This window comes from Nocardiopsis baichengensis YIM 90130 (assembly GCF_000341205.1).
Lineage (GTDB): Bacteria > Actinomycetota > Actinomycetes > Streptosporangiales > Streptosporangiaceae > Nocardiopsis_A > Nocardiopsis_A halophila.
The window spans coordinates 133,729-154,895 of record NZ_ANAS01000009.1 but is presented as its reverse complement, the minus strand read 5'-3'; the positions used below and the strand labels follow the sequence as shown (position 1 = coordinate 154,895).

The following is a 21,167-nucleotide window of genomic DNA, read 5'->3' as shown; positions in this document are numbered from 1 at the left end:
GGAAGGACCCCCATGCTCGACGTCAACGGGCTGCGCAAGACCTACCGCGGCCAGGGCCGCGAGGTGGAGGCCGTGCGCGACCTGACCTTCGGCCTCGGCGAGGGCGAGCTAGCCTGCCTGGTCGGCCCCTCGGGCTGCGGCAAGACGACGCTGCTCAAATGCGTCTCCGGGCTGATGCGCCCCACGGCCGGCACGGTCGCGCTCGACGGGCGCCCGGTGGACGGGCCGCCGCCGGACATGGCGGTGGTCTTCCAGGAGTACGGGCGCAGCCTGTTCCCCTGGCTGACCGTGCGCGGCAACGTCGAACTGCCCCTCAAGGAGAAGAGGGTGCCCAAGGCCCGCCGCCGCGAGCTGGTGGAGGAGTCGCTGGAGGCGGTCGGCCTGGCGCACGCCGCCTCCCTGCACCCCTGGGAGCTGTCCGGGGGGATGCAGCAGCGCGTGGCGATCGCCCGGGCCATCGCCTACGAGCCCCGGGTGCTGCTGATGGACGAGCCCTTCGCCGCCGTCGACGCCCAGACCCGGGCCGACCTGGAGGACCTGATCCGCGGGCTGTGGAAGCGCTTCTCGATGACGGTCCTGTTCGTCACCCACGACATCGACGAGGCGGTGTACCTGGGCGAGCGGGTGATCGTGCTGTCGTCCTCGCCGACCGTGGTCCAGGACGACGTACGGGTCGACCTGCCCGAGGAGCGCGACCAGCTGACCACCCGGTCCGCCCCGCGCTTCGCCGAGCTGCGGGCCCTGGTCTACCGGGAGATCCAGAACGCCAAGAACGGGGACGGCGGCGCAGGCCGGACCGGTGCGGCCGGCGGGACCGGCGGCCCCGCCGGGACGGACGGCCCCGACCGGGAGCCCACCGCCACCGGGGGTGCGCGGTGAGCGGGCCGGGCGCGGGCACCGTCCGGGACGCCGCGATCGCGGTGCTCCGGGCGCAGGGGCTCACCACGGTCTTCGCCAACCCCGGCTCCACCGAGGTCGCCTTCCTCGCCGACCTGCCCGACGACCTGCGCTTCGTCCTGGCCCTGCACGAGGGGTCGGTGGTCGGCATGGCCACCGGGTGGGCGATCGCGCGCGGGCGCGCCGCGCTGGTCCAGCTGCACACCACCGCCGGGCTGGGCAACGCCGTCGGCGCCCTGGCCACGGCGCGGGCCAACCGGGCGCCGCTCGTGGTGCTGGTGGGCCAGCAGGACCGCCGCCACCTGGCCCTGGAGCCCTTCCTCACCGGGCGGCTGCGGGGGCTGGCGGGGGAGTATCCGGTGTGGTTCTGCGAACCCGCGGTGCCTCAGGACGTGCCCGGGGCCATCGCCCGCGCGCGCTACGAGGCCGAGCACGGACGGGGGCCGGCCGTCGTGGTCGTGCCGCAGGGCGACTGGTCCGCACCGGCCGGAGGCGCCGACCACCCCGACGCGGCGCCCGCGCGCGTGGTCCGGTCGGCCACGGCCGAGGCGGCCGACGTCGAGGGGGTGGCGGCCCTGCTCGCCGACGCCGCGGCACCGGCCCTGGTCACCGGGGCCGGGACGGACTCGGAGGAGGGCTGGCAGGCCCTGCGGGTGCTGGCCGAACGCCTCGGAGCGCCGGTCTTCCAGGAGAGCTTCGGGGCGCGGGCGGGCTTCCCGCAGGACCATCCGCTGTACGCGGGTGTGCTGCCCGCCGACCGTGACGGGCTCCGTGCGCGCTTGGGAGGCCACGACGCCGTGCTCGCGGTCGGGGCGCCGGTGTTCCGCCAGTACCCGTATAGGGAGGGGCCGTTGACGGCCCAGGGCACGCGCCTCGCCGTGCTGACGGACGACCCCTCGGAGGCGCACCGCGCCCCGGTCGAGGTGGCCGTGGTCGCGCCGATCGCCCCTGCCCTGAGGCTCCTGGCCGCGCAGGTCCCGGCGCGCGCGGACGGTGTGCGGCCGGGCGGTGCGCGGCCGGGCGATGCGGGGCCGGGCGATGCGGGGCCGGGCGATGCGCGGCCGGGCGATGCGGGGACCGCGCCGGAGGAGACGCGGGGATCCGGCGGAGACGGGGAGGGGGCCCCGGCGAACGCCGCCCCTGCGCCGTCCCCGCTCCGCCCCGCCCAGGTGCTGGGCGCCCTGGCCGAGCGGATGGACCCGGACACCGTCCTCGTCGAGGAGACCCCCTCCAGCCGCCCCGACCTGCACCGGCTCGTGCCCGCCCGGCGCCCGATGGGCTTCCTGTCCGCGGCCATGGGAGGGCTCGGGTTCGCGCTGCCCGCCGCCACCGGGGTGCGCATGGCCGCCCCGGACCGGCCCGTCGTCGCGGTCGTCGGCGACGGCTCCTCGCTCTACCAGGTGCAGGCGCTGTGGAGCGCGGCCCGCTACGCCGCCGGGGCCCTGTTCATCGTGCTCTCCAACGGCCGCTACGCGGTCATGGACCGCTTGGCCGAGGGCCACGGGGGCAAGGCGCCTTGGCCCGACTTCGCCCAGGTGTCGGTCGCCTCCCTGGCCCGCGGGCTCGGGTGCCCGGCCCGGACCGCCGCCACGCTGGACGAGGTCGAGGCCGCCCTGGACGAGATCCTGCCGGGCCTGCGCGGGCGCACCGAGCCGCTCGTCCTGGACATCGCCGTGGCCCCCGACCCCGGCTTCCGGCCATGACCGGGCCCACCTGACCCGCCGACGACCGACACCGCCCTACAGCCACCGTCCGTCCGGCCCCTCAAGGCCGCAGAGTCGCTTTGGAGCGCAGAATGTCCCTGCTCGACCCCGCCGAGTTCGGCGGTCGCGTGTTCACCGGAGAATGGTCCACGCCCCGCGGCGGCGCCACCTCCGTCACCTCGCCGGCCACCGGGGAGGAGCTCGCCCGCATCGGCTTCGCCGACGCCGAGGACGTCGCCGCGTCGGCCGCACATGCCGCCGACGCCCAGCGGGCGTGGGCCGCCGCGTCCTTCGAGGAGCGCGCGGCCGTCCTGCGCCGCGCCGGGGCGCTCTTCGAGGAGCATACCGGGCAGGTCGCCGGGTGGCTGGTCGGCGAGGCCGGATCCGCCCAGGGCAAGGCCGCCTTCGAGACCCACCTGGCGGTCACCGAGGCCTACGAGTCGGCGGCGCTGGCCTCCCAGCCCGCCGGCGAGGTGCTGCGCACCGCCAAGCCGCGCCTGAGCATGTCCCGCCGGGTGCCCGCCGGCGTGGTCGGGGTGATCTCCCCGTTCAACTTCCCGCTGATCCTGGCCATGCGCTCGGTCGCGCCCGCCTTGGCCCTGGGCAACGCCGTCGTGCTCAAGCCCGACCCGCGCACGGCGGTGTGCGGAGGGGCGGTCATCGCCGAGGTGTTCCGCCGCGCGGGCCTGCCCGAGGGGGTGCTGCACGTCCTGCCGGGCGGCGCCGAGGCGGGCGAGCGCCTGGTGGCCGACCCCCGGGTCCGGGTGGTCTCCTTCACCGGGTCGACCGCCGCCGGGCGCCGGGTGGGCGAGGCGGCCGGCCGCCACCTCAAGCGCGTCCACCTGGAGCTGGGCGGCAACTCGCCGCTGGTGGTGCTCGGCGACGCCGACGTCGGGGCCGCCGCCTCGGCCGGGGCGTGGGGTGCCTTCCTGCACCAGGGGCAGATCTGCATGACCACCGGCCGGCACATCGTGCACTCCTCCATCGCCGAGGAGTACACCGCCCTGCTCGCGGCCAAGGCCGACGCGCTGGCGGTGGGCGACCCGGCACAGGACCCGGCCGCGCTCGGGCCGCTCATCGACGCGGGCCAGCGCGACCGGGTGCACGGCCTGGTCGCCCGCAGCGTGGAGGCGGGGGCGCGGCTGCGGGCCGGCGGGGTCCACGACGGCCTGTTCTACCGGCCCACCGTGCTCGACCGGGTCGGGCCGGACGTGCCCGCCTACGGCGAGGAGGTGTTCGGCCCGGTCGCGCCGGTCATCGCCTTCGACACCGAGGAGGAGGCGGTGGAGCTGGCCTCGGCGGGCGAGTACGGGCTGTCGCTGGGCGTGCTGACCGGTAACCCGATGCGCGGCATGGAGCTGGCCGAGCGCATCCCGGCCGGGCTGGTGCACATCAACGACCAGACGGTCGACGACGAGGCCACCGCCCCCTTCGGCGGCGTGGGCGCCTCGGGCACCGGGTCCCGCTTCGGAGGAACGGCCGCCAACGTGGAGGCCTTCACCGAGACCCAGTGGGTGACCATGCAGACCGACATCCAGCGCTACCCCTTCTGAGAGGGCCGCCCGGCCCCGGAAGCTCTCGCATGGGCTTCCGGGGCTTTCTCACGTGCGTGTCGGGTGGCTGGGCCCTTGTTGATCTCGGGAAAAACGACCCTTCCCGCCCGTTTTTAGGGTCGTTTTTCCCGAGATCAACAAGGGAGGAGGGAAAACGTGCCCGGTATGCCTGGAATGCGAGGCTTTTTCCTTTCCTTTCGGGGAGAACGGCCCTGCGGGCTCGGCTCCAAGGGCCGCTTTTCCCGGGATCGGCGAGAGAGCGGGCGCAAGCGGCACCACGGTGCTGGACACGGTCACGCCCTGCCGCCCGGCCGGGGCCCGTGAGCGGGGCACCTGCTGTTCCGTCGTCGCCCCAGAGCGGGTGGCGGCCAGTGACCACCGCGAACACGCAGTACCCCCCCGCGGGGGCCGTCGCACGGCGGCGCGACGGCCGCACGTCCCCCGTCCGCCCCTCAGCCCTTCTCGGCGCCCGCGGTCAGGCCGGAGATCAGGAGGCGTTGGGCCAGCAGGAACCCGGCCACCACCGGGAGCGTGATGGAGATCGACCCGGCCATCAGCACCGGGGCGGGCACGGCGAACTCGCCCAGGCGGGCGATGCCCAGCGACACCGTCCACCGCTCCCGGTCGCCCACCAGGAACAGCAGGGCGAACAGGAACTCGTTCCAGGCGATCATGAACACGTACAGCGCGGTGGCCGTGATCCCGGGCAGCGCCATCGGCAGCACCACCCGCACGATCACCTGCAGCCGGTTGCACCCGTCGACCTCGGCCGCCTCCTCGACCCCGGCGGGGACGGCCTGGAAGTAGCCGCGCAGCATGTACAGGGCCACCGGGACGGTCTGCGCCATGTAGATCAGCACCAGCCCGGTCAGGGTGCCGGTCAGGCCGACCCGGCTGAAGAACACGAACAGCGGGACCGCCAGGACGATGCCGGGGAAGAGGTAGACGGCAAGGAAGAGGCCGTTGACCGTGTCGCGGCCGAAGAAGCGCAGGCGGACGGCGGCATAGGCGCCCAGCGCGCTGCACGCCACCGCCAGGACCGTCGTCCAGACGGCGACGTACAGCGAGTTGCGCATGAACCGCGCGAGCCCGAACCCGCCCTCCTCCTCCGGGCGCAGGGCGGTCGGGTAGGCGCCGACGTCGATCTCGGAGAGGGAGGGCAGCGCGAGCGGGTCGGCGACGAACGAGGCGAACGGCCGCACCGACAGCACGGCCCCGTAGAACAGCGGTCCGACGGCCGCGGCGGCGGCCAGGGCGATCACCGCGATCCGCGCGACCGCCAGGACGCGCCGCTCGACCGCGTGCCGGTCCCACCGGCGCCCGGCCGTCACGGCCCGCCCCGGCGGTCCGGTCCGGGGCCGCCCCGGCCTTCAGGAGAGGGAGGAGCCGAGCCCCTGCGCAGGGCGGCGGCCGGCCCCGCGTACGCCGTTCGGGGTGGGAATCCGGTCCGGGGCGTCCGGCCTCCGGGCCGCTCGGCGGCCCCTGCCCGCCGCCGCGGTTCCGGGCCGGCGCCCGGCGGCGGAACAGGGAATCCTGCCGCCCCTTCAGGGGGTGAGGTCACAGCCGCCCCTTCCTCACCTGCCGGAGGTAGACCAGCAGCGGCACCGCCAGGGCCGCCGTCATCAGCACGCCCAGCGCCGCCGCCGATCCCACGTCGGCGCGGGTGACCAGCTCCTGGTAGACCCGCACGGCCACCACCTCCGTGCCGCCGGCGCCGCCGGTCAGCAGGTACACGTCGTTGAAGTTCTGGAACGACCAGATGAAGCGGAGCACCGCCAGCACCCCGAGCACCCCCGCCAGCTGGGGCAGCAGCACGTGCCGGAACACCTGCAGCGGCGAGGCGCCGTCGACCACCGCCGCCTCCTCCACGTCCCGCGGCACCGCCTGCAGGCGCGCCGTCAGGAACAGGAACGCCAGCGGGAAGGACTTCCACACCTCGAAGGCGATCACCGCGCTCAGCGCCACCGGGACCGGGAGCCCGGCCACGTCGATCCGGTGCTCGGTGAGGAAGTTGATCGGCACCTCCCAGCCGAGGAAGCGCCGCCCCGCCTCGTTCACCGCCCCGTACTGCGGGTCCAGCAGCATCTTCCAGATCGTGGCCGCCGCGACCACCGGCAGCACGTAGGGCACCAGGGCCAGCCCGCGCATCAGGCCCCGGCCTCGGAACGGGCGGCGCAGGGCCAGCGCGAGGGCCAGGCCCGCGCCCAGCGAGCCCACGGTGGTCGCGGTCGCGTACACGACCGTGGTGCGCACCGCGTCCCAGAACCCGGAGGCGGAGAGCACCCGGGCGAAGTTGGCGAGCGACACCTCCAGGTCGGCCGGGCCGAGCGAGCGGATCTCGATGAGCCGCAGCTCCTGCACCGACAGCACGAGCACGGCGACGAACGGGAGCAGCACCACCGCGCCCACCACCAGCAGGGTGGGCGCCACCATCAGGCGTCCGTGCAGCTCTTCGCGCGCGCGGCGGGTCAGGCCCCGCCGGCCGCTCGGACGCCGGTCCCCGGGGGTCTTTCCGGTGCGCCGTTCCCGCCCGCCCGCGGTCATTCGTTGTCGGCCTGCACCGCTCGGGCCGCATCCGCCATGGAGGCGGCCACCGTCGCCGGGTCCTCCCCCTCGAACAGCGGCCCCACCTGTTTGGCCAGCGTGTTCTGGGCGGCCAGCGGTCCGGCGAACGCCGCGTGCTCGGTCCCGTAGCCCCACCGGCGGAAGGACTGCGCACCCTCCACGATGCCGCCGATGACCGCGTCGCCGTAGAAGTCCGACAGCGGGGCGCGGTTCTCCGGGTCCTCGCCGGTGGGCAGCTCCGACCAGGCCTCGGCGTGCACGTCGGGGTCGTCGGGGGTGCCCGGGCGGACCGGCACCCGGCCCTCGGGGGAGACCTCCAGCGACTCCACGTACCCGGGGCCCATCAGGTACTCGGTGAACGCCCGGGCGTTCTCGGCGTCGGCGCCGACGGGGATCCCCAGGTTGAGCGTGAGCCCGTACTGCACCGGCGACCCGTCGGGGGCGGTGAGCGCGCCCACCGTGCCCGACTCGGAGGCCAGGAAGTCCGGGTCGTCGGCGCACTCGGGGCAGGTCGGCGGGAAGTCGGGGGCCAGCCCGGCCAGCTCGTCGAAGATGTGCGACCCCCAGAACAGCATCGCCGCCTCGCCGGAGAGATAGGCGGCGCGGGTGGTCTCCACGTCCTGGTCGCCGGGGACCGAGGCCTCGGCCATGCGGGCGTAGGCGTCCAGCGCGTCCACGCACTCGGGCGACTCCAGGGCGACCTCGCCCGCGCCGTCGACCAGGTCGCAGCCGCCCGCGAGGAGCAGCGCCTCCAGGGTCTGGGTGGTGAACGGGTCGCCGGGCCTGGTGCCCAGGGCGATTCCGGCCCGCCCGTCGCCGTCGAGCTCTTCGGCGGCGTCGGCGACGTCCTCCAGGGTCCGGGGCGGGTCGAGGCCGGCGTCGGCGAGGAGGTCGGCCCGGTAGACGAGCACCTGCCCCCAGCCGTCGCTGGGCACCGCGGCGGGGGTGCCGTCGAAGGTGACCATGTCCAGGGCGTTCTCGCCGAAGGTGTCGGGGCCCAGGTCCTCGACGATCCCGGCGGCCGTCCCGGTGTCCAGGACGCCCTGGGCGGACCAGGCCGCGGCCTGGTCGGGGGCGAGCAGCACCACGTCGGGCACGTCGCCGGAGGCCGAGCCCACCGCCATGCTCTGGTTCTGGTCCTCGGCCGACATCGGCACCACGTCCACGTCGACGCCGCTCTGCTCGGTGAACGCGGCGGCGGTGGCCTCCTGCTGCGCGAGGCGGTCGGGGGTGACGTGCGGGGTCCAGAACACGAGCGCGCCGCCGTCACCGCCGCCGTCTCCGGGCGACTGGCAGGCGGCGAGCGGGAGCAGCACGGCGGCGGCGAGCACCGCGGCGGTGCGTCGCGCGGCGGCGCCTCGCACGGCAGGGCCGAAGGGACGGCCCGGCGCGCGGCGGCGGGCCCGGCGCGTGCGGTCGGACGGGCGGAGCGGCTCGGACATCGGCACCTCCGTGGGGCGGCGGCCGGTCGGGACGCGGCCGGGTCAGCGGGGAGGGAGCGGCGGGACGGGCGGCGCTCGCCCCTCCAGCCCGGCGAGGGCGGCCAGCACCGACGCGCCGGTGAGGGCGAGGGGCGCCACGGCGGCCGGCCGCCCGGCGGCGGTGACCTTCTCGGGCAGCGCCCCCAGGCGGGTGCGGCGGGCGGCCAGCCAGTCGAGCAGGCGGTGCGCGGCGGCGTGTTCGCCCAGGCAGGCGGCGGTCATCGCGAACAGGGACACCTGCGGGGTCCAGGCGGTGGTGGAGTCGGGCCAGTCCTCGCCGGGGCGCAGGCCGCCGTTGGACACCCGCAGGGCGTCGAGCGCGCGCAGCCATGCGGCGTGCGGGCCGGGGCGGGCGGGGGCGAAGGGCGGCAGGAGGAAGGCGACGGAGGCGTCCTTGCCCGGCCGTGCCTCCGCCTGTCCGGCGGGGGCGCGGGGGACGGTGCGGGGGTAGTCGTGCGGGGCGAAGTGCGCCTCGACGCCGGCTTCGAGGTCCTCGGCCAGGCCGACGGCCGCGACGTCGCCGGTGAGCGCGGCCGCGGACCGGGCGCCGAGGGCGAGCGGGGCGGCGGTGCCGAGGGTGAGCTCCCCGGTGCGCTTCTCCCAGTAGTCGGGGGAAGGGCGGGGAAGCCGGGTGCGCGGGTCGAGGGCCTGTTCGATGACGGCCAGCGCGCGCGGGACGAGGCGTTCGACGGCCGCGCGGTCCTCGGCGGCGGGCAAGGCGAGGGCGGCGCCGTCCAGGAGCGGGTGGAGGGGCTCGGCCCCCGGGCCGCCCGGCGGCGGGCCGGGATGGAGGGAGTCGGCGCCCGTGTCGGGGGTGGGAGGGAGCGCGTCGCGCCCGCCGAAGGAGGCGTTCGGAGCCTCCCCGGCCGGTGGCCGTGCCGCCTCCCCGGCCGCCCATACGGCGGAGGACGGGGGGAACGGCGACGACGGCCCGGACGGCGCCGGGCCGGCGCCCAGCCGGGCGATGACCCAGGCGGCCCAGAGCACCCACCCGGCACCGTCGAGCTGGACGCCCCGGTCGTCGGGCACCCCGCCGGAGCCGTCGGGAAGGTAGCGGGCCTGCCACGGGCCCGTGCGGGGCAGGACGCGCTCGAGGTAGGCGAGCACGCGCACCGCGTCCGCGCGCAGCCCGCACAGCGCCAGCGCGACCGCGCAGTAGGAGGCGTCGCGGGGCCACACGTAGCGCCAGTGGGGACTGGCGGCGGCGACCATCGCGCCGTTGGGGAACAGCAGGGCGCGGATGTCGATGAGGGCGGTGCGCGCCATGTCGCACCAGCGGGTGCCCTGCCCGGGGATCCCGGCACCGGCGAGCGCGGCGCGGCGGGCGGCCACGGCCTCCGGCCCGGCGGGGGCGGCCCCGGCCAGCGGCCAGCGCCGGTCGAGCAGGGGGGTGCCGGGCACGCGCAGGTGGTCCGAGTGCGGGGGCAGCGCCAGAGGGGTGCCGTCGGAGGCCTCGGCGACGCCGTCGGTGTAGAGCCGGGTCTCGGGGGACCAGGCGGTTCCGCGGGTCCCCAGCGGCGCGGACGCGGCCCGGGCGCCCTTCTCGACGGGCATGGGATCACCTCGCTCGCCTTGCCTCCTCCGCCCCTCCGAGCACGACCCGCCGATCGGTCCGGTGCGCTCGGCCTGCACGCCGATCGTCCCCGTTCCGGGCCCGTCTGACCAGACCCGAGCCACGCGGGCGCGTTGCTCACGCGCAAGCAGACACCCGACGGTACCCGGGCGCAGGATGGGCAGCGCCCCTGGCACAGCCAGGACCGGTAGGGGCGGGGGCCACGGGGGGCTTCCCGGACAGGCGGTCCCGAGGTCCTGGAATTGCGGGCCCCATGTCACTGGAAACAGGGGCGAAAGGCCGATCGGGGGCCCGGACACAGGACGGGCAGGCGCCCCGGACGGGGAGGAACGGGCGGCCCGAGGGGTCTGATGCCGCTCACGGAGGGAGTGCGTCGAACCGGAGGCGGACGGGGCCTCCGGGACTTTCTCCTGGGGGACCGACGAGCCGGAGATGCGGGTCGTCGGTCTACGGAGGCGAGGGCGGAAAGGCCCGACGGGGCGCCGTCGGCGCGCCGACCGTGGTGGTCCGCGTACCGGCGGTTCCCCGTCGGCGTCGGGTTCGGGTGTCGGGGGTCCGCCTGTCCCTGTCGTCTCCGGAGGCCCTCGGAGCGGACCTCCGGCGGTGGCGGCCGCTTGCGGCCGTCCGGGGGCGGACGGCCGACCGGCCGGCCGGTCAGTGCACGCCGTCGACGTCCTTGTCGTTGTCCGTGCGGGCGTCGCTCCACGCTTCCTTCCGGGCCCCGCTTCGCGGAATCCCGCGGCGCACGTGGCGGGCGGCGTCGGCGGCGGCCTGCCGTGCCGACGTCTCGGATTCGACCAGCAGCTCGCGCAGGTAGTGGATCTCCCGCTGCTGGCGGGCCACGATGCGGTCCATCGACCACGTGGCGTGGCTCGACGTGAGGACCCATCCGGTGATCGCCCCCGCGACGAAGCAGGCGAGGGCGGTGAACAGAACGGCCATGGACCGTCCCCCTCCCTTGACCGATCCACCGGACGTCCACCCGGCGGCCGCCTTCGGCCACTCGGGCGAGTCCGGCCACCATCAGGGGAGCACATGGAGAGAACGCTTGCCGATAGCAAAGCAGTAGGAGGTGGCAAGCAAGCAGGGGCGAAGCTGTGAGAAGGGGGCCTGGTGGTCAAGATGCAGGAAAGAAGGAATCCGCTTAGTGAGGAGCATCGCCGAATGGGTGAGATCCTCCGCCAGGCGCGTCAGCGGGCCGGTGCGACGACCAGGGACATCGCCTATTATTCATCTGGCCATATATCCAATGTAGAAAATGGACATGCCACTCCTTCCGAGGATCTGATCTTTCAATACGTCAGCCTGCTCGGTTGCGATGAAGGTCTGGCGAGGAATGCTCTGGAAGAGGCTCGCAAGGTCATTCGCGAGCGCAAAATGAACCGTCGCCGTGAGGCTTTCAAGGAGGAGGTGACACCTGATTCCCCTTATCATGTCATGAGGGGATTGTACAGTACCGTTGAGAGTGAGGCTTCGTTTCTGTTGGACGAGAACGGAGCAATTCGATACGTGGACGTGGTGCGTCATGTCGTGGCGATTCGCTCTGAGGCCCGGTACGTCACGGTGAGGTACGGGTATCCAAGTGACCGCCGCGCGGGCGTCCTGGGCGTCATTGCTAGCGAAAACTGCCGAGTGGTGACCGTTCGGGAGGGGCGCGTCGGGTATCTGACTGCGATTCTCGAGCTCTCGCGTCCGATAGTGCCGAAAGATGAGCCTCTGATCTATAGCTACCGAGTCGCCGTCTCCAGTGCGGTTCGTGCCCGTCCGGTAATTCATTACCATGCCGAGCCGTCGTCGAAGCGGTACTCTGTCCGTGTGCAGTTTCACGAAGAGTGTCGCCCTCGCGAGATATGGTGGTTCCGGGAGTCTGGTCCGTTTGATGCAGAAGGGGTCGCCGATGTCCGAAAAATGATCCCGTTGAATAAAAACAACTTCTACTATAGAGATTTTCGGGATGTCGGTGGAGAGTACATGGGGTTGGCCTGGCGGTGGGCGTGAGCCACTCTTGAAGGTGTGATCTGTGCTATGCTCGCGGCTCACCGATAGTTCCAAGTGGAACGTGACGCGCGTTAGGTTAGGGCTGCGGGGGCGACGGACATGCACGACGACGATTGAGCGACGGCTCCCTATTATCGGGGAGTCGCTTGCAAGAACGTTTTCCAGCCCCTCACTCGGGCTTCACGGCCCTGCGAGATGCGCATTGGCCTCTCGCGCCTCTTCGGCCAGTTCGGGTACCTGGACGACGGCTCGGCCGGAATCGGCCAGGTGCTTCCCGCCGGAGGCGGGGACGAAGACCGGGGGCTCGCCCCAGGCGTACACGATGCGGGGGATCGGGGTCTCCAGGATCAGGGCCGCGCAGGGGCGGGGGCGTGATGCGCGGTGGCCGCAGGGTTCCAGGGAGCTGTACAGGGTCGCCTCGGCCAGGCGCGGATCGTCGGGGGACAGGGCCTTGAGGGCCGTCTCCTCCGCGTGGTCGTGCGGGTCGTCCCGGCGGGAGTGGCCCTCGGCGATGACCGTCCCGTCCCGGTCGGCGATCACGCAGCCGACGGAGAAGGCCGTCGTCGACGGCGGGCACCGGTGGGACAGCTCGATGGCGCGGCGCAGGAGCGCCCGGTCGAGGTCGCCGGCGGAGTCGGCGGCGGTCATCGTGCCGCTCCGCTGTGCGGGGCGTTTCCCGCGTCGTCGGCCTCGCCGCCGGCGTCGGGGGATCTGCGGGAGCGGTAGCGCATCACGGCGATGTCGCCGATACGGCGGACCTCGTCCAGGCGGAACGGGTCGCCCGGGCCGTCGGGGAAGACCCCCGGGCCGGTGAAGCGCGGGGCCGTGGCGTCGCCCACGAAGAAGGGGGCCACGGCCAGGCGCAGCTCGTCGGCCACCCCCTGCGTGAGGAAGAGGGTGTGCACGTGGGTACCGCCCTCGACCAGCAGGCGGCGAACACCGCGCCGTGACAGGTCGGCGAGGACGGTCTTGAGCGAAGGCGGGTCCCCGGCATCGACCACCGAGGTGTCCGGCGCGTTCAGGAACCGCTGCTCCGCGGCCGGATAGGCGCTCGCCCCCGTGTAGACCACCTTCTCGGCGTCGCCGGTGACGAAGAAGCGCGCGCACGGGTCGAGCTTCCCGCTCTCGCACAGCACCGCCTTGACCAGGTCCCCCGTGCTCCCCTCGGCGAGGCGCCGCTCCCGCCGCTCCTGGGAGCGGACGAGCAGCCGGGGGTTGTCCTTGCGGACCGTTCCCGCACCGACGAGGATCGCGTCGCACTCGGCGCGCAGCGCGTCGACCTCGTCGAAGTCCCGGTCGTTGGAAAGCCGGAGGCGGTCGGGGCTCGCGTCGTCGATGTAGCCGTCGAGCGAGACCGCGCAGCTCAGGATGGTGTACGGACGATCCATGGCGGACAGGTTAGCGCCCCCTGGGCGCGCCGCCTCCGCCGCCGTCCGTACGCATACGGCCTCCGTGTTCGTCGTGTTCGTCCGCACCCGCCGTGCGCGCTCGTGCGGACCCGTGCGCTACGCCCGGTTCGGGACCAGGGCCTCCTCCAGCGCCCTGCCCTCGGCCTCCGCCGGGGCGTCGGCCCCCAGCAGGCGGCAGACCGTCGGGGCCACGTCGATGATCTCCGCCGACCGCAGCCGTGCCCGCGCCCGCACCCCCGCGCCCGACAGGGTCAGCGGCGCCCGGGCCTCCCGCATGCTCGCGTGGCCGCCGCGCTCCCGGCCGTCCACCGCGTCCGGGTCGAAGAAGGCGTACGGCGGCCGCGCGTCCAGGACCAGGTCGCCTTCGTCCGGCGCAGCGCCGATGCCGTCGAGCTCCTCCCGGATCCGCACCGCATCCAGCTCCTCCAGGCCGTTCAGCGCCCGCAGCAGCCGCCCCCGCCCCTGCGGCTCGGCCGCGGCGCCGCGCAGGTAGGCGTTGGCCGCGCGCGGGGTCGCCGTCAGGACGACCTCCGTGCCCGGGTCGGGCGCCTGCCCCGAGTACAGGCGTTCGGCCGAGAACCCCGCCCGCCCGATCGCCCCGAGCACCGCGGGCTCCAGAGACCGCGTGTAGCCCGTCATGCCGTGGTCGGACACGAACAGGAACGTCGCCCTCCCCTGCAGCCCTGCCCGCCGGACCTCCGCCACGATGCGGCCCAGGCCCGCGTCCAGCTCGGTCAGCCGCTCAGGGATCCGCGGCGAATCGGGGCCGTCCTGGTGCCCGATGGTGTCGATGTCGGCCGCATAGGCCGCGATGAAGTCGGGGACCCGCGGCAGGCGCACGGGCGTACCGTCCGAGTCGACCGGTTCGCCGCGCAGGGCCGCGACCACGGACGCGACGTTCTCCTCCCAGGTGGTGCCCTGGGTGTACAGACCCTCCGGGTCGCCATAGGCGGTGCCCCGGTTCTGAACGATGTACCACCCGGCCGACAGCACCGTCCGCCCCTGGCGGCGCAGTGCCTCGGCGAGGGTCTCGGCCTCCATGGCCCGCGTCTGTCCCCGCGCCTTCCCGGTCCCCGGGTCGAGCACATAGGCGGAGTTGCGGTGCACGGCGGGCCGGGCACCGGTGGCGGCGCTCGCCCGGTTGGGGTTGGAGACGGCCTTGTAGGTGCACCCCATGGTCGCGTGCGTCCCGCTCCGCACGAGCGCGGCGAGGTTGGGCATGCACGCGTGCAGGTAGGCCCGCACATGGTCGGGGTCGACGCCGTCCCAGTCGATGAGCACGACGGGGCCTGACGGGCGCTCCCGGGCGTCCGCTCCGCCGCGTGCGGTCGCGGTCATCGCGAGCGCACCGGTTCCGGCGGCGACCGCGGCGGCGCGGGCGAGGAACGTTCTGCGGACGAGTCGGCCGGCCACGGCGGACCCCCTCGGTGTGGGCGTCGGTACGCGGGCGCGCCGATCATAACCCTGGTGAGGCGGGGACCGTCAGACCCTTCCGGGAGACCGGTGCGGCCGCCGGGCGGCCGCACCGGCGATCGAAGGAGAGCCGGTGACCTTAGCCCTCGTCACCCTGGAGCACCGCGTCCCGTGAGTCCAGTGGCCGGGACCGGCCAGGGCACCGCGCGGCGATCGAGGCGTGGACGGGGGACGCCTTCGCGGCGGAGGGCCCGGCCGAACCGCGTCGAGGCTGCCGACCGCGACGAGGCCGTGGAGAACGCGTGCACCCGGCCGGCCCCCGAGGCCATCGAGGTCCGACCGGTCCCGGCCGGGCGCCATCCGCCCTTCAGCGCCGTCGATCGCCCTCAGACGCCCGACATCCGGGCGACGTCCGTGACGTGCAGCACGGCCCTGCCCTCCTCGTCGGAGGCCGCAAGGTCCACTTCCGCGGAGATCCCCCAGTCCAGGTCGCCCTCCGGGTCCTCGAAGGCCTGGCGCACCCGCCACACGCCCTGGTCCGCGTCCTCTTCGATGGACAGCATCTTGGGGCCGCGCGCGTCCGGCCCGGTGCCGATGGTGGCGTGCTCGGAGAAGTACTCCTCCAGAGCCTCCTCCCACTCCTCGGCGTCCCAGCCGTCGTCGCCGTCCATCCGGCCCAGCTCGTCGTAGCGGCGCAGCGCCGACAGCTCCACCCTGCGGAACATCTCGTTGCGCACCAGGACGCGGAACGCGCGCGCGTTAGAGGTGACCGGACGCTGGCGCTCCTCCCGGACCGCCTCGGGCTCCTCGTCCTCGGTCGGGTTGGTCAGCTGCTCCCACTCGTCCAGCAGGCTGGAGTCGACCTGGCGCACAAGCTCGCCCAGCCACTCGATCAGGTCGTGCAGCTCCTCGGTCTTGGCGTCCTCGGGCACCGTCTGGCTCACCGCCTTGTAGGCGTTGGCCAAGTAGCGCAGCACCAGGCCCTCCGAGCGCGCCAGTTCGTAGAACGACACGTACTCGGTGAACGTCATCGCCCGCTCGTACATGTCCCGGGCCACCGACTTCGGGCGCAGGGGGTGGTCGCCCACCCACGGGTGCCCCCTCCGGTACACCTCGTAGGCGTGGTCGAGCAGCTCCTCGAGCGGCTTGGGGTACTCGATCTCCTCCAGCCGCTCCATGCGCTCCTCGTACTCGATGCCGTCGGCCTTCATCTGGGCCACGGCCTCCCCGCGCGCCTTGTTCAGCTGCGCGCCGAGGATCTGCCTCGGGTCGTCGAGGGTGGCCTCCACGATGGTCAGCACGTCGAGGGGGTAGGTCGGCGACTCGCGGTCGAGCAGTTCGAACGCGGCGAGGGCGAACGTCGACAGCGGCTGGTTGAGGGCGAAGTCCGGCTGGAGGTCGACCGTCAGGCGCGCGGTCCGGCCGTCGGCGTCGGGCTCCTCCAGGCTCTCGACGATTCCGCCGTCCAGCAGCGAGCGGTAGATCGCGATCGCCTCGCGGATGTGCTTGCGCTGCCAGGGCCGGTCGTCGTGGTTGTCGGTGAGCAGGTGCCGCATGGCCGCGAAGCAGTCGCCCGGGCGCGCGATGACGCTCAGCAGCATGGCGTTGCTGACCTTGAACCGCGACTTCAGCGGCTCAGGGGAGGCGGCGATGAGCTTCTCGAAGGTGGACTGGTCCCAGCCGACGAACCCCTCGGGCGCCTTCTTGCGCACCACCTTGCGCCGCTTCTTAGGGTCGTCCCCGGCCTTGGCGAGCGACTTCTCGTTCTCGATGACGTGCTCGGGGGCCTGCGCGACCACGTTGCCGACCGTGTCGAACCCGGCGCGTCCCGCGCGGCCGGCGATCTGGTGGAACTCGCGCGCGCTGAGGCGGCGCACCTTCGTCCCGTCGTACTTGCTCAGGGCCGTGAACAGGACCGTGCGGATGGGCACGTTCACGCCCACGCCCAGGGTGTCGGTGCCGCAGATGACCTTGAGCAGCCCCGCCTGGGCCAGGCGCTCGACCAGCCTGCGGTACTTGGGCAGCATGCCCGCGTGGTGCACCCCGATCCCGTGGCGCACGTACCGCGACAGGTTGCGCCCGAACTTGGTGGTGAAGCGGAAGTTGCCGATCTCCTTGGCGATCGCGTCCTTCTCCGCCCGCGTGCACATGTTGATGCTGGTCAGCGACTGCGCGCGCTCCACCGCCTGGGCCTGGGTGAAGTGGACGATGTAGATGGGGGCCTCGCGGCCCTCCAGCAGCTCCTCCAGCGTCTCGTGCAGGGGCGTCTTGCGGTAGGAGTAGTACAGCGGCACGGGGCGCTCGGCCGAGGTGACGACGGAGGTCGTGCGGCCGGTGCGCCGCTCCAGGTCGCTCTCGAACCGGCTGACGTCGCCCAGGGTGGCCGACATCAGCAGGAACTGGGCCTGTGGCAGCTCCAGCAGCGGTACCTGCCAGGCCCAGCCCCGCTCCGGTTCGGCGTAGAAGTGGAACTCGTCCATCACCACGGTGCCGATGTCGGCGTCGGCCCCGTCCCGCAGCGCGATGTTGGCCAGGACCTCGGCCGTGCAGCACACGATGGGCGCATCGGCGTTGACGCTGGCGTCCCCGGTCATCATCCCGACGTTGTCGGTGCCGAAGATCGCGCACAGGTCGAAGAACTTCTCCGAGACCAGCGCCTTGATCGGCGCGGTGTAGAACGCGCACTCGTCCCGCGACAGCGCCGCGAACAGCGCCCCGGCCGCGATCAGGCTCTTGCCCGACCCGGTGGGGGTGCTGACGATGACGTTGCTCCCGGAGACGGCCTCGATCAGCGCCTCCTCCTGGTGCGGGTAGAGGGTGAGGCCACGCTCCTCGGCCCAGGAGGCGAACGCCTCGAAGACGGTGTCGGGTTCGGGCCGGGCCGGAAGTTGTTCTAGGAGACTCACGCTCTCCATACTGCCTTCTCCGAGGCACTGCCTCTTTCACCCCGCCGCTCTGCCCGCACGCCGCGGCGGCCGGGCCGCCGCGGTGCCTTCACCCGGCCCCGTCGCCCGGCTCGCGCACGCGCCGGCCCAGCGCGACACGCCGTCCCGACACCGGGAGGAAGCCCTCCGAGACGCCGGACTCGGGGGCCCGCACGGCCGCGTCGTCGGGGTAGAGGGCGAAGTCCAGGTGGACCAGGCCTCCGTGGTCGAGGGTCACCCGGGCGACGCGGGGCGAGTGGCCGGGGGCGGAGGCGAGCAGGGTGAGGCGCTCGCCGGGCAGGCCCAGGCCGCTGTAGGCGCCGTCGGCCCCGCTCTCCAGAGCGGCGACGTGGCGTCCGGAGTGGTCGACCACGCTGACGACCGCGCCGGCCACCGGGCGGCCGGCGGTGTCGGTGACCCGGCCGATCAGGGACGGCTCGGCCTCCTTCCCGGCACCGGTATCCTCGGCCGCCTCGGCCTTCGCCGGGCCGCCGCGGTCGCCGGCGTGGGCCCCCGGGGCGCGGCGGGAGCGCTCGCGCAGGGTGGCGGCCGCGAGGAGCAGGGCGCCCAGCACGAGCCACCCCCCGAGCACGGCCACCGACCCCCACAGCCCGGCGCCGTCGAAGTACAGCACGGCGCGGATGGCGTCCAGGGCGCGGCCCATCGGCATGAGGGGGTGCAGGGCCTGGAAGAACTCCGGGACCATCGGCAGCGGGATCGCCCCGCCGCTGGAGGGCATGCTCAGCAGCACGAACACGGTCATCGCGACGCCGGGCAGCCACTTGGTGACGAACGGAGCCAGTCCCAGGCAGGTCCAGGAGACGGCCTGGGTGAGCAGGAACGCGATTGCGATGACGGCGGGGTCGTGCGGGATCACGTCCACCACGGCGGCGACGGTGTAGCAGAACACCGACGTGAAGGCGCCGAAGCCGGCGACGGTGAGGAGCTTGGTGCGGCGGCGCAGGTGCGGGGCGTGCGCCGACAGCATCATCACCACGATGTAGCCGGTCAGGGTCCAGGTCAGGACCATGTAGAAGAGCGACATGCCCATGCCGTCGCCGGAGGCGGCCGGTGCGGCGTCGGCGACCTCCAGCTCCGCGCCGTCCTGGGCGGCGATGGGGGTGAACGTCTTCACGGCGGTCTGCTCCAGGGCCGCCCCCAGCGACCCGGCGACGTGGAGCGTGTGCGCGGCCGGGTCGTAGGCGGCGACGGCGTCGCGGTCGAGCACGGCCTCGTCGGGGTCCTCGGTGGGGACGACGTCGAAGCCGCCCGGGGCGGCCTCCTCCAGGGCGACGGAGACCGCGGCCGCCGCCTCCTCCCCCTGCACGGCGACCGGCAGGTCGTGGGGCGCGGGGCTGTGGAAGGGCAGCAGGTAGCAGAACATGAAGCCGACGGCGAAGAGCACGGGGAACCACAGGGCGTTGGCCAGGGCCCTGGTGGTCTCCAGTGCGCGCGTGGCGCCGCCGGGCGACGTCGCGGTCTCGTGGGTCACGTGTCACCTCGGGACATGGGTCGGGGCCGGAACAGGGGCGGGGGAGCCGGAAGGCAGAAGGGGGGATGACCCCACGATAGAGCTAAAGGTGCAGAGTTGCAAAAATGCAGTACTGTAATTATTTGTGAACCGCTGTGCACCCGGGCCGCCGCGCCGCGCCGGTACAGTCGTGCCCGGCGGTTCGGTGACCACGAGTCGGTGACCATGAGGAAGAGGACGCGGGGCGCACGATGACGACGGCGGACGAGGGCGCCGGACTGCGCGAGCGCAAGAAGCGGATGACCCGGCAGGCGCTGCGCGCCGCCGCGGTGCGGCTGTTCACCGAGCGGGGCCCCGCCTGCGTGACCGTCGAGGAGATCTGCGCCGAGGCCGGGGTGTCGCCGCGCACCTTCTTCAACTACTTCGACTCCAAGGAGGAGACCCTCCTGCCGTTCACCCGCGACACCCGCGAGGAGGTCGCGGGGCGGGTGCGCGCGCGGCCGCCGGAGGAGGAGCCGCAGGAGGCGGTGCGCGCGGTCGTCGAGGAGTCCATCGCGCGGACCGTGGCGGGCGAGACGTGGAGCCAGGAGTCCGCGCTGCTGCGCTCGAACCCCCAGCTGCTCCAGCGGGGGATGGTCGCGGCGCGCACGCTGAACCTGGCGCTGCGCGACGGCCTGGGCGAGCGCACGGGGCGCGGGGCGGAGGACCCCTACGTCCGCCTGGTGGCGGCGGTGTCGGTGACCGCGGTGCACGTCGCCGTGAACGTGTGGCAGGGCGCGGTCGAAGAGCGCGACATGTCACAGGTGCTGGCCGAGGCGTTCGACGGGATCGAGCGGGGCCTCACGCCTCCGCAGGAGGCATAGGGGCCTCGGACGCGCGGCTTCGGACACGAAAAGGGTGCGCCCCCTGCGGGGACGCACCCTAGAGCCCTAAGAACGAGAACCGGGACCGGGTCAGACCAGGCCCAGCTTGCGAACCGCCTCGCGCTCCTCGACCAGCTCCTGGACGGAGGCGTCGATGCGCTCGCGGGAGAACGCGTCGATCTCCAGTCCCTGGACGATCTCCCACGCGCCGTTGCGGGAGACGACCGGGAAGGAGGAGATGATGCCCTCGGGGACGCCGTAGGAGCCGTCCGACGGAATGGCCGCGGAGGTCCAGTCGCCCTCGGGCGTGCCGTTGACCCAGTCGTGGACGTGGTCGATGGCGGCGTTGGCGGCCGAGGCGGCCGAGGAGGCGCCGCGGGCCTCGATGATGGCCGCGCCCCGCTTGGCGACGGTCGGGATGAACTCGTCGCGCAGCCACGCCTCGTCGTCCACCGCCTTGGCCCCGGTGGTGCCGTTGACTTCGGCGTGGAAGATGTCGGGGTATTGGGTCGCCGAGTGGTTGCCCCAGATCGTCATCTTCGCGACGTCGGTGACGTCCACGCCCAGCTTCTGGGCGAGCTGGGTCAGGGCCCGGTTGTGGTCCAGGCGCGTCATGGCGTTGAAGCGCTCGGCCGGGACGTCGGGGGCGTGCGCCTGGGCGATGAGCGCGTTGGTGTTGGCCGGGTTGCCGACCACCAGCACGCGGACGTCGTCGGCGGCGCCGGCGTTGATCGCCTCGCCCTGCGGCTTGAAGATCCCGCCGTTGGCTTCGAGCAGGTCGCCGCGCTCCATGCCCTTGGAGCGCGGGCGCGCCCCCACGAGCAGGCCGACGTTGACGCCGTCGAAGGCCTGCCGGGCGTCGTCGAAGATGTCGATGCCCTTGAGCAGCGGGAAGGCGCAGTCGTCGAGCTCCATCGCGGTGCCCTCGGCCGCCTTCACGGCCTGCGGGATCTCCAGAAGGCGGAGCTTGACCGGGGTGTCGGGACCCAGCAGCTGGCCGGAGGCGATGCGGAACAGCAGCGCGTAGCCGATCTGGCCGGCGGCACCGGTGACGGTGACATTGACGGGTACTTGGGCCATGACCTTCTTCTTCTCCTGGTGACGTGTGTGCGACCCGCGATGCTACCTCGCGGCCCGCCGCCCCGACCGGCCGCCCCCGGCCCCAAGGAACGGGAACGCGCCCGCGGGCGCGGAACCACCCTATTGCCCATGGTCGGGGCGCGTACGGACGCCCGTCCCCGAGGGCGTTCGCGCACCGCTTGGACGGGGAACCTCCGCTGCGTGACGGTCGTGCTACTGCGCTAGACTCGTCCGAGT

Annotated in this window: 16 protein-coding genes; 5 read left to right on the top strand and 11 right to left on the bottom strand. The window is 73.7% G+C overall.

The genetic code is table 11. The features are described from left to right. Positions 1-12 precede the first annotated feature (12 nt). The 3 genes from C892_RS0109355 (at position 13) to C892_RS0109345 (ending at position 4,153) form a co-directional block, all read left to right on the top strand. Positions 13-879, top strand: a complete 867-nt coding sequence (locus C892_RS0109355; RefSeq protein WP_017556963.1) for an ABC transporter ATP-binding protein — start codon at positions 13-15, stop codon at positions 877-879. Beyond that, positions 876-2,600, top strand: coding sequence for a thiamine pyrophosphate-dependent enzyme (locus C892_RS0109350; RefSeq protein WP_017556962.1), 1,725 nt, complete (start codon positions 876-878; stop codon positions 2,598-2,600). Before C892_RS0109355 ends, C892_RS0109350 begins: the two co-directional genes overlap by 4 nt. A 92-nt stretch (positions 2,601-2,692) precedes the next feature. Next, positions 2,693-4,153: an aldehyde dehydrogenase family protein gene (locus C892_RS0109345; protein WP_017556961.1), complete on the top strand. Its 1,461-nt coding sequence runs from the start codon at positions 2,693-2,695 to the stop codon at positions 4,151-4,153. A gap of 452 nt (positions 4,154-4,605) precedes the next feature. On the opposite strand, the gene C892_RS0109340 is transcribed toward C892_RS0109345, so the two are convergent. From C892_RS0109340 to C892_RS0109320, 5 genes are all read right to left on the bottom strand, one after another. After that, entirely contained in the window at positions 4,606-5,484 is an 879-nt protein-coding gene (locus C892_RS0109340) for a carbohydrate ABC transporter permease (protein WP_017556960.1), read from the bottom strand. A 226-nt stretch (positions 5,485-5,710) separates the two neighbouring features. Then, positions 5,711-6,697 (bottom strand): ABC transporter permease subunit, encoded by a 987-nt coding sequence (locus C892_RS0109335; protein WP_017556959.1) that lies wholly within the window; start codon positions 6,695-6,697, stop codon positions 5,711-5,713. After that, positions 6,694-8,160, bottom strand: a complete 1,467-nt coding sequence (locus C892_RS0109330) for an ABC transporter substrate-binding protein (RefSeq protein WP_017556958.1) — start codon at positions 8,158-8,160, stop codon at positions 6,694-6,696. Before C892_RS0109330 ends, C892_RS0109335 begins: the two co-directional genes overlap by 4 nt. 42 nt (positions 8,161-8,202) lie before the next feature. Beyond that, on the bottom strand, positions 8,203-9,753 hold the full coding sequence (locus C892_RS0109325) for a glycoside hydrolase family 15 protein (RefSeq protein ID WP_017556957.1): 1,551 nt from the start codon (positions 9,751-9,753) through the stop codon (positions 8,203-8,205). A gap of 673 nt (positions 9,754-10,426) precedes the next feature. Next, positions 10,427-10,714 (bottom strand): hypothetical protein, encoded by a 288-nt coding sequence (locus C892_RS0109320; protein WP_017556956.1) that lies wholly within the window; start codon positions 10,712-10,714, stop codon positions 10,427-10,429. Positions 10,715-10,885: 171 nt separating this feature from the next. On the opposite strand from C892_RS0109320, the gene C892_RS31245 reads away from it, so the two are divergent. Further along, positions 10,886-11,770, top strand: a complete 885-nt coding sequence (locus C892_RS31245; protein ID WP_152513365.1) for a helix-turn-helix domain-containing protein — start codon at positions 10,886-10,888, stop codon at positions 11,768-11,770. Between the two features lie 180 nt (positions 11,771-11,950). Here the strand turns inward: C892_RS31245 and C892_RS0109310 are convergent, their stop codons facing one another. From C892_RS0109310 to C892_RS0109290, 5 genes are all read right to left on the bottom strand, one after another. Continuing rightward, positions 11,951-12,418, bottom strand: coding sequence for a cytidine/deoxycytidylate deaminase family protein (locus C892_RS0109310; protein ID WP_017556954.1), 468 nt, complete (start codon positions 12,416-12,418; stop codon positions 11,951-11,953). Beyond that, positions 12,415-13,158, bottom strand: a complete 744-nt coding sequence (locus C892_RS0109305; protein WP_017556953.1) for a RibD family protein — start codon at positions 13,156-13,158, stop codon at positions 12,415-12,417. The genes C892_RS0109310 and C892_RS0109305 overlap by 4 nt, the downstream gene beginning before the upstream one ends. A 117-nt stretch (positions 13,159-13,275) precedes the next feature. Beyond that, positions 13,276-14,592, bottom strand: a complete 1,317-nt coding sequence (locus tag C892_RS0109300) for an alkaline phosphatase family protein (RefSeq protein ID WP_017556952.1) — start codon at positions 14,590-14,592, stop codon at positions 13,276-13,278. Between the two features lie 386 nt (positions 14,593-14,978). Continuing rightward, positions 14,979-17,507, bottom strand: a complete 2,529-nt coding sequence (locus C892_RS0109295) for a DEAD/DEAH box helicase (RefSeq protein WP_017556951.1) — start codon at positions 17,505-17,507, stop codon at positions 14,979-14,981. A 79-nt stretch (positions 17,508-17,586) separates the two neighbouring features. Then, positions 17,587-19,008 carry a carboxypeptidase regulatory-like domain-containing protein gene (locus tag C892_RS0109290; protein ID WP_017556950.1) on the bottom strand — a complete coding sequence of 474 codons (1,422 nt, stop codon included), beginning with the start codon at positions 19,006-19,008 and terminating at the stop codon, positions 17,587-17,589. Positions 19,009-19,238: 230 nt separating this feature from the next. On the opposite strand from C892_RS0109290, the gene C892_RS0109285 reads away from it, so the two are divergent. Beyond that, entirely contained in the window at positions 19,239-19,850 is a 612-nt protein-coding gene (locus C892_RS0109285) for a TetR/AcrR family transcriptional regulator (RefSeq protein ID WP_017556949.1), read from the top strand. Positions 19,851-19,940: 90 nt separating this feature from the next. Here the strand turns inward: C892_RS0109285 and C892_RS0109280 are convergent, their stop codons facing one another. Continuing rightward, positions 19,941-20,930, bottom strand: coding sequence for a malate dehydrogenase (locus C892_RS0109280; RefSeq protein WP_017540283.1), 990 nt, complete (start codon positions 20,928-20,930; stop codon positions 19,941-19,943). Between the last annotated feature and the right edge of the window lie 237 nt (positions 20,931-21,167).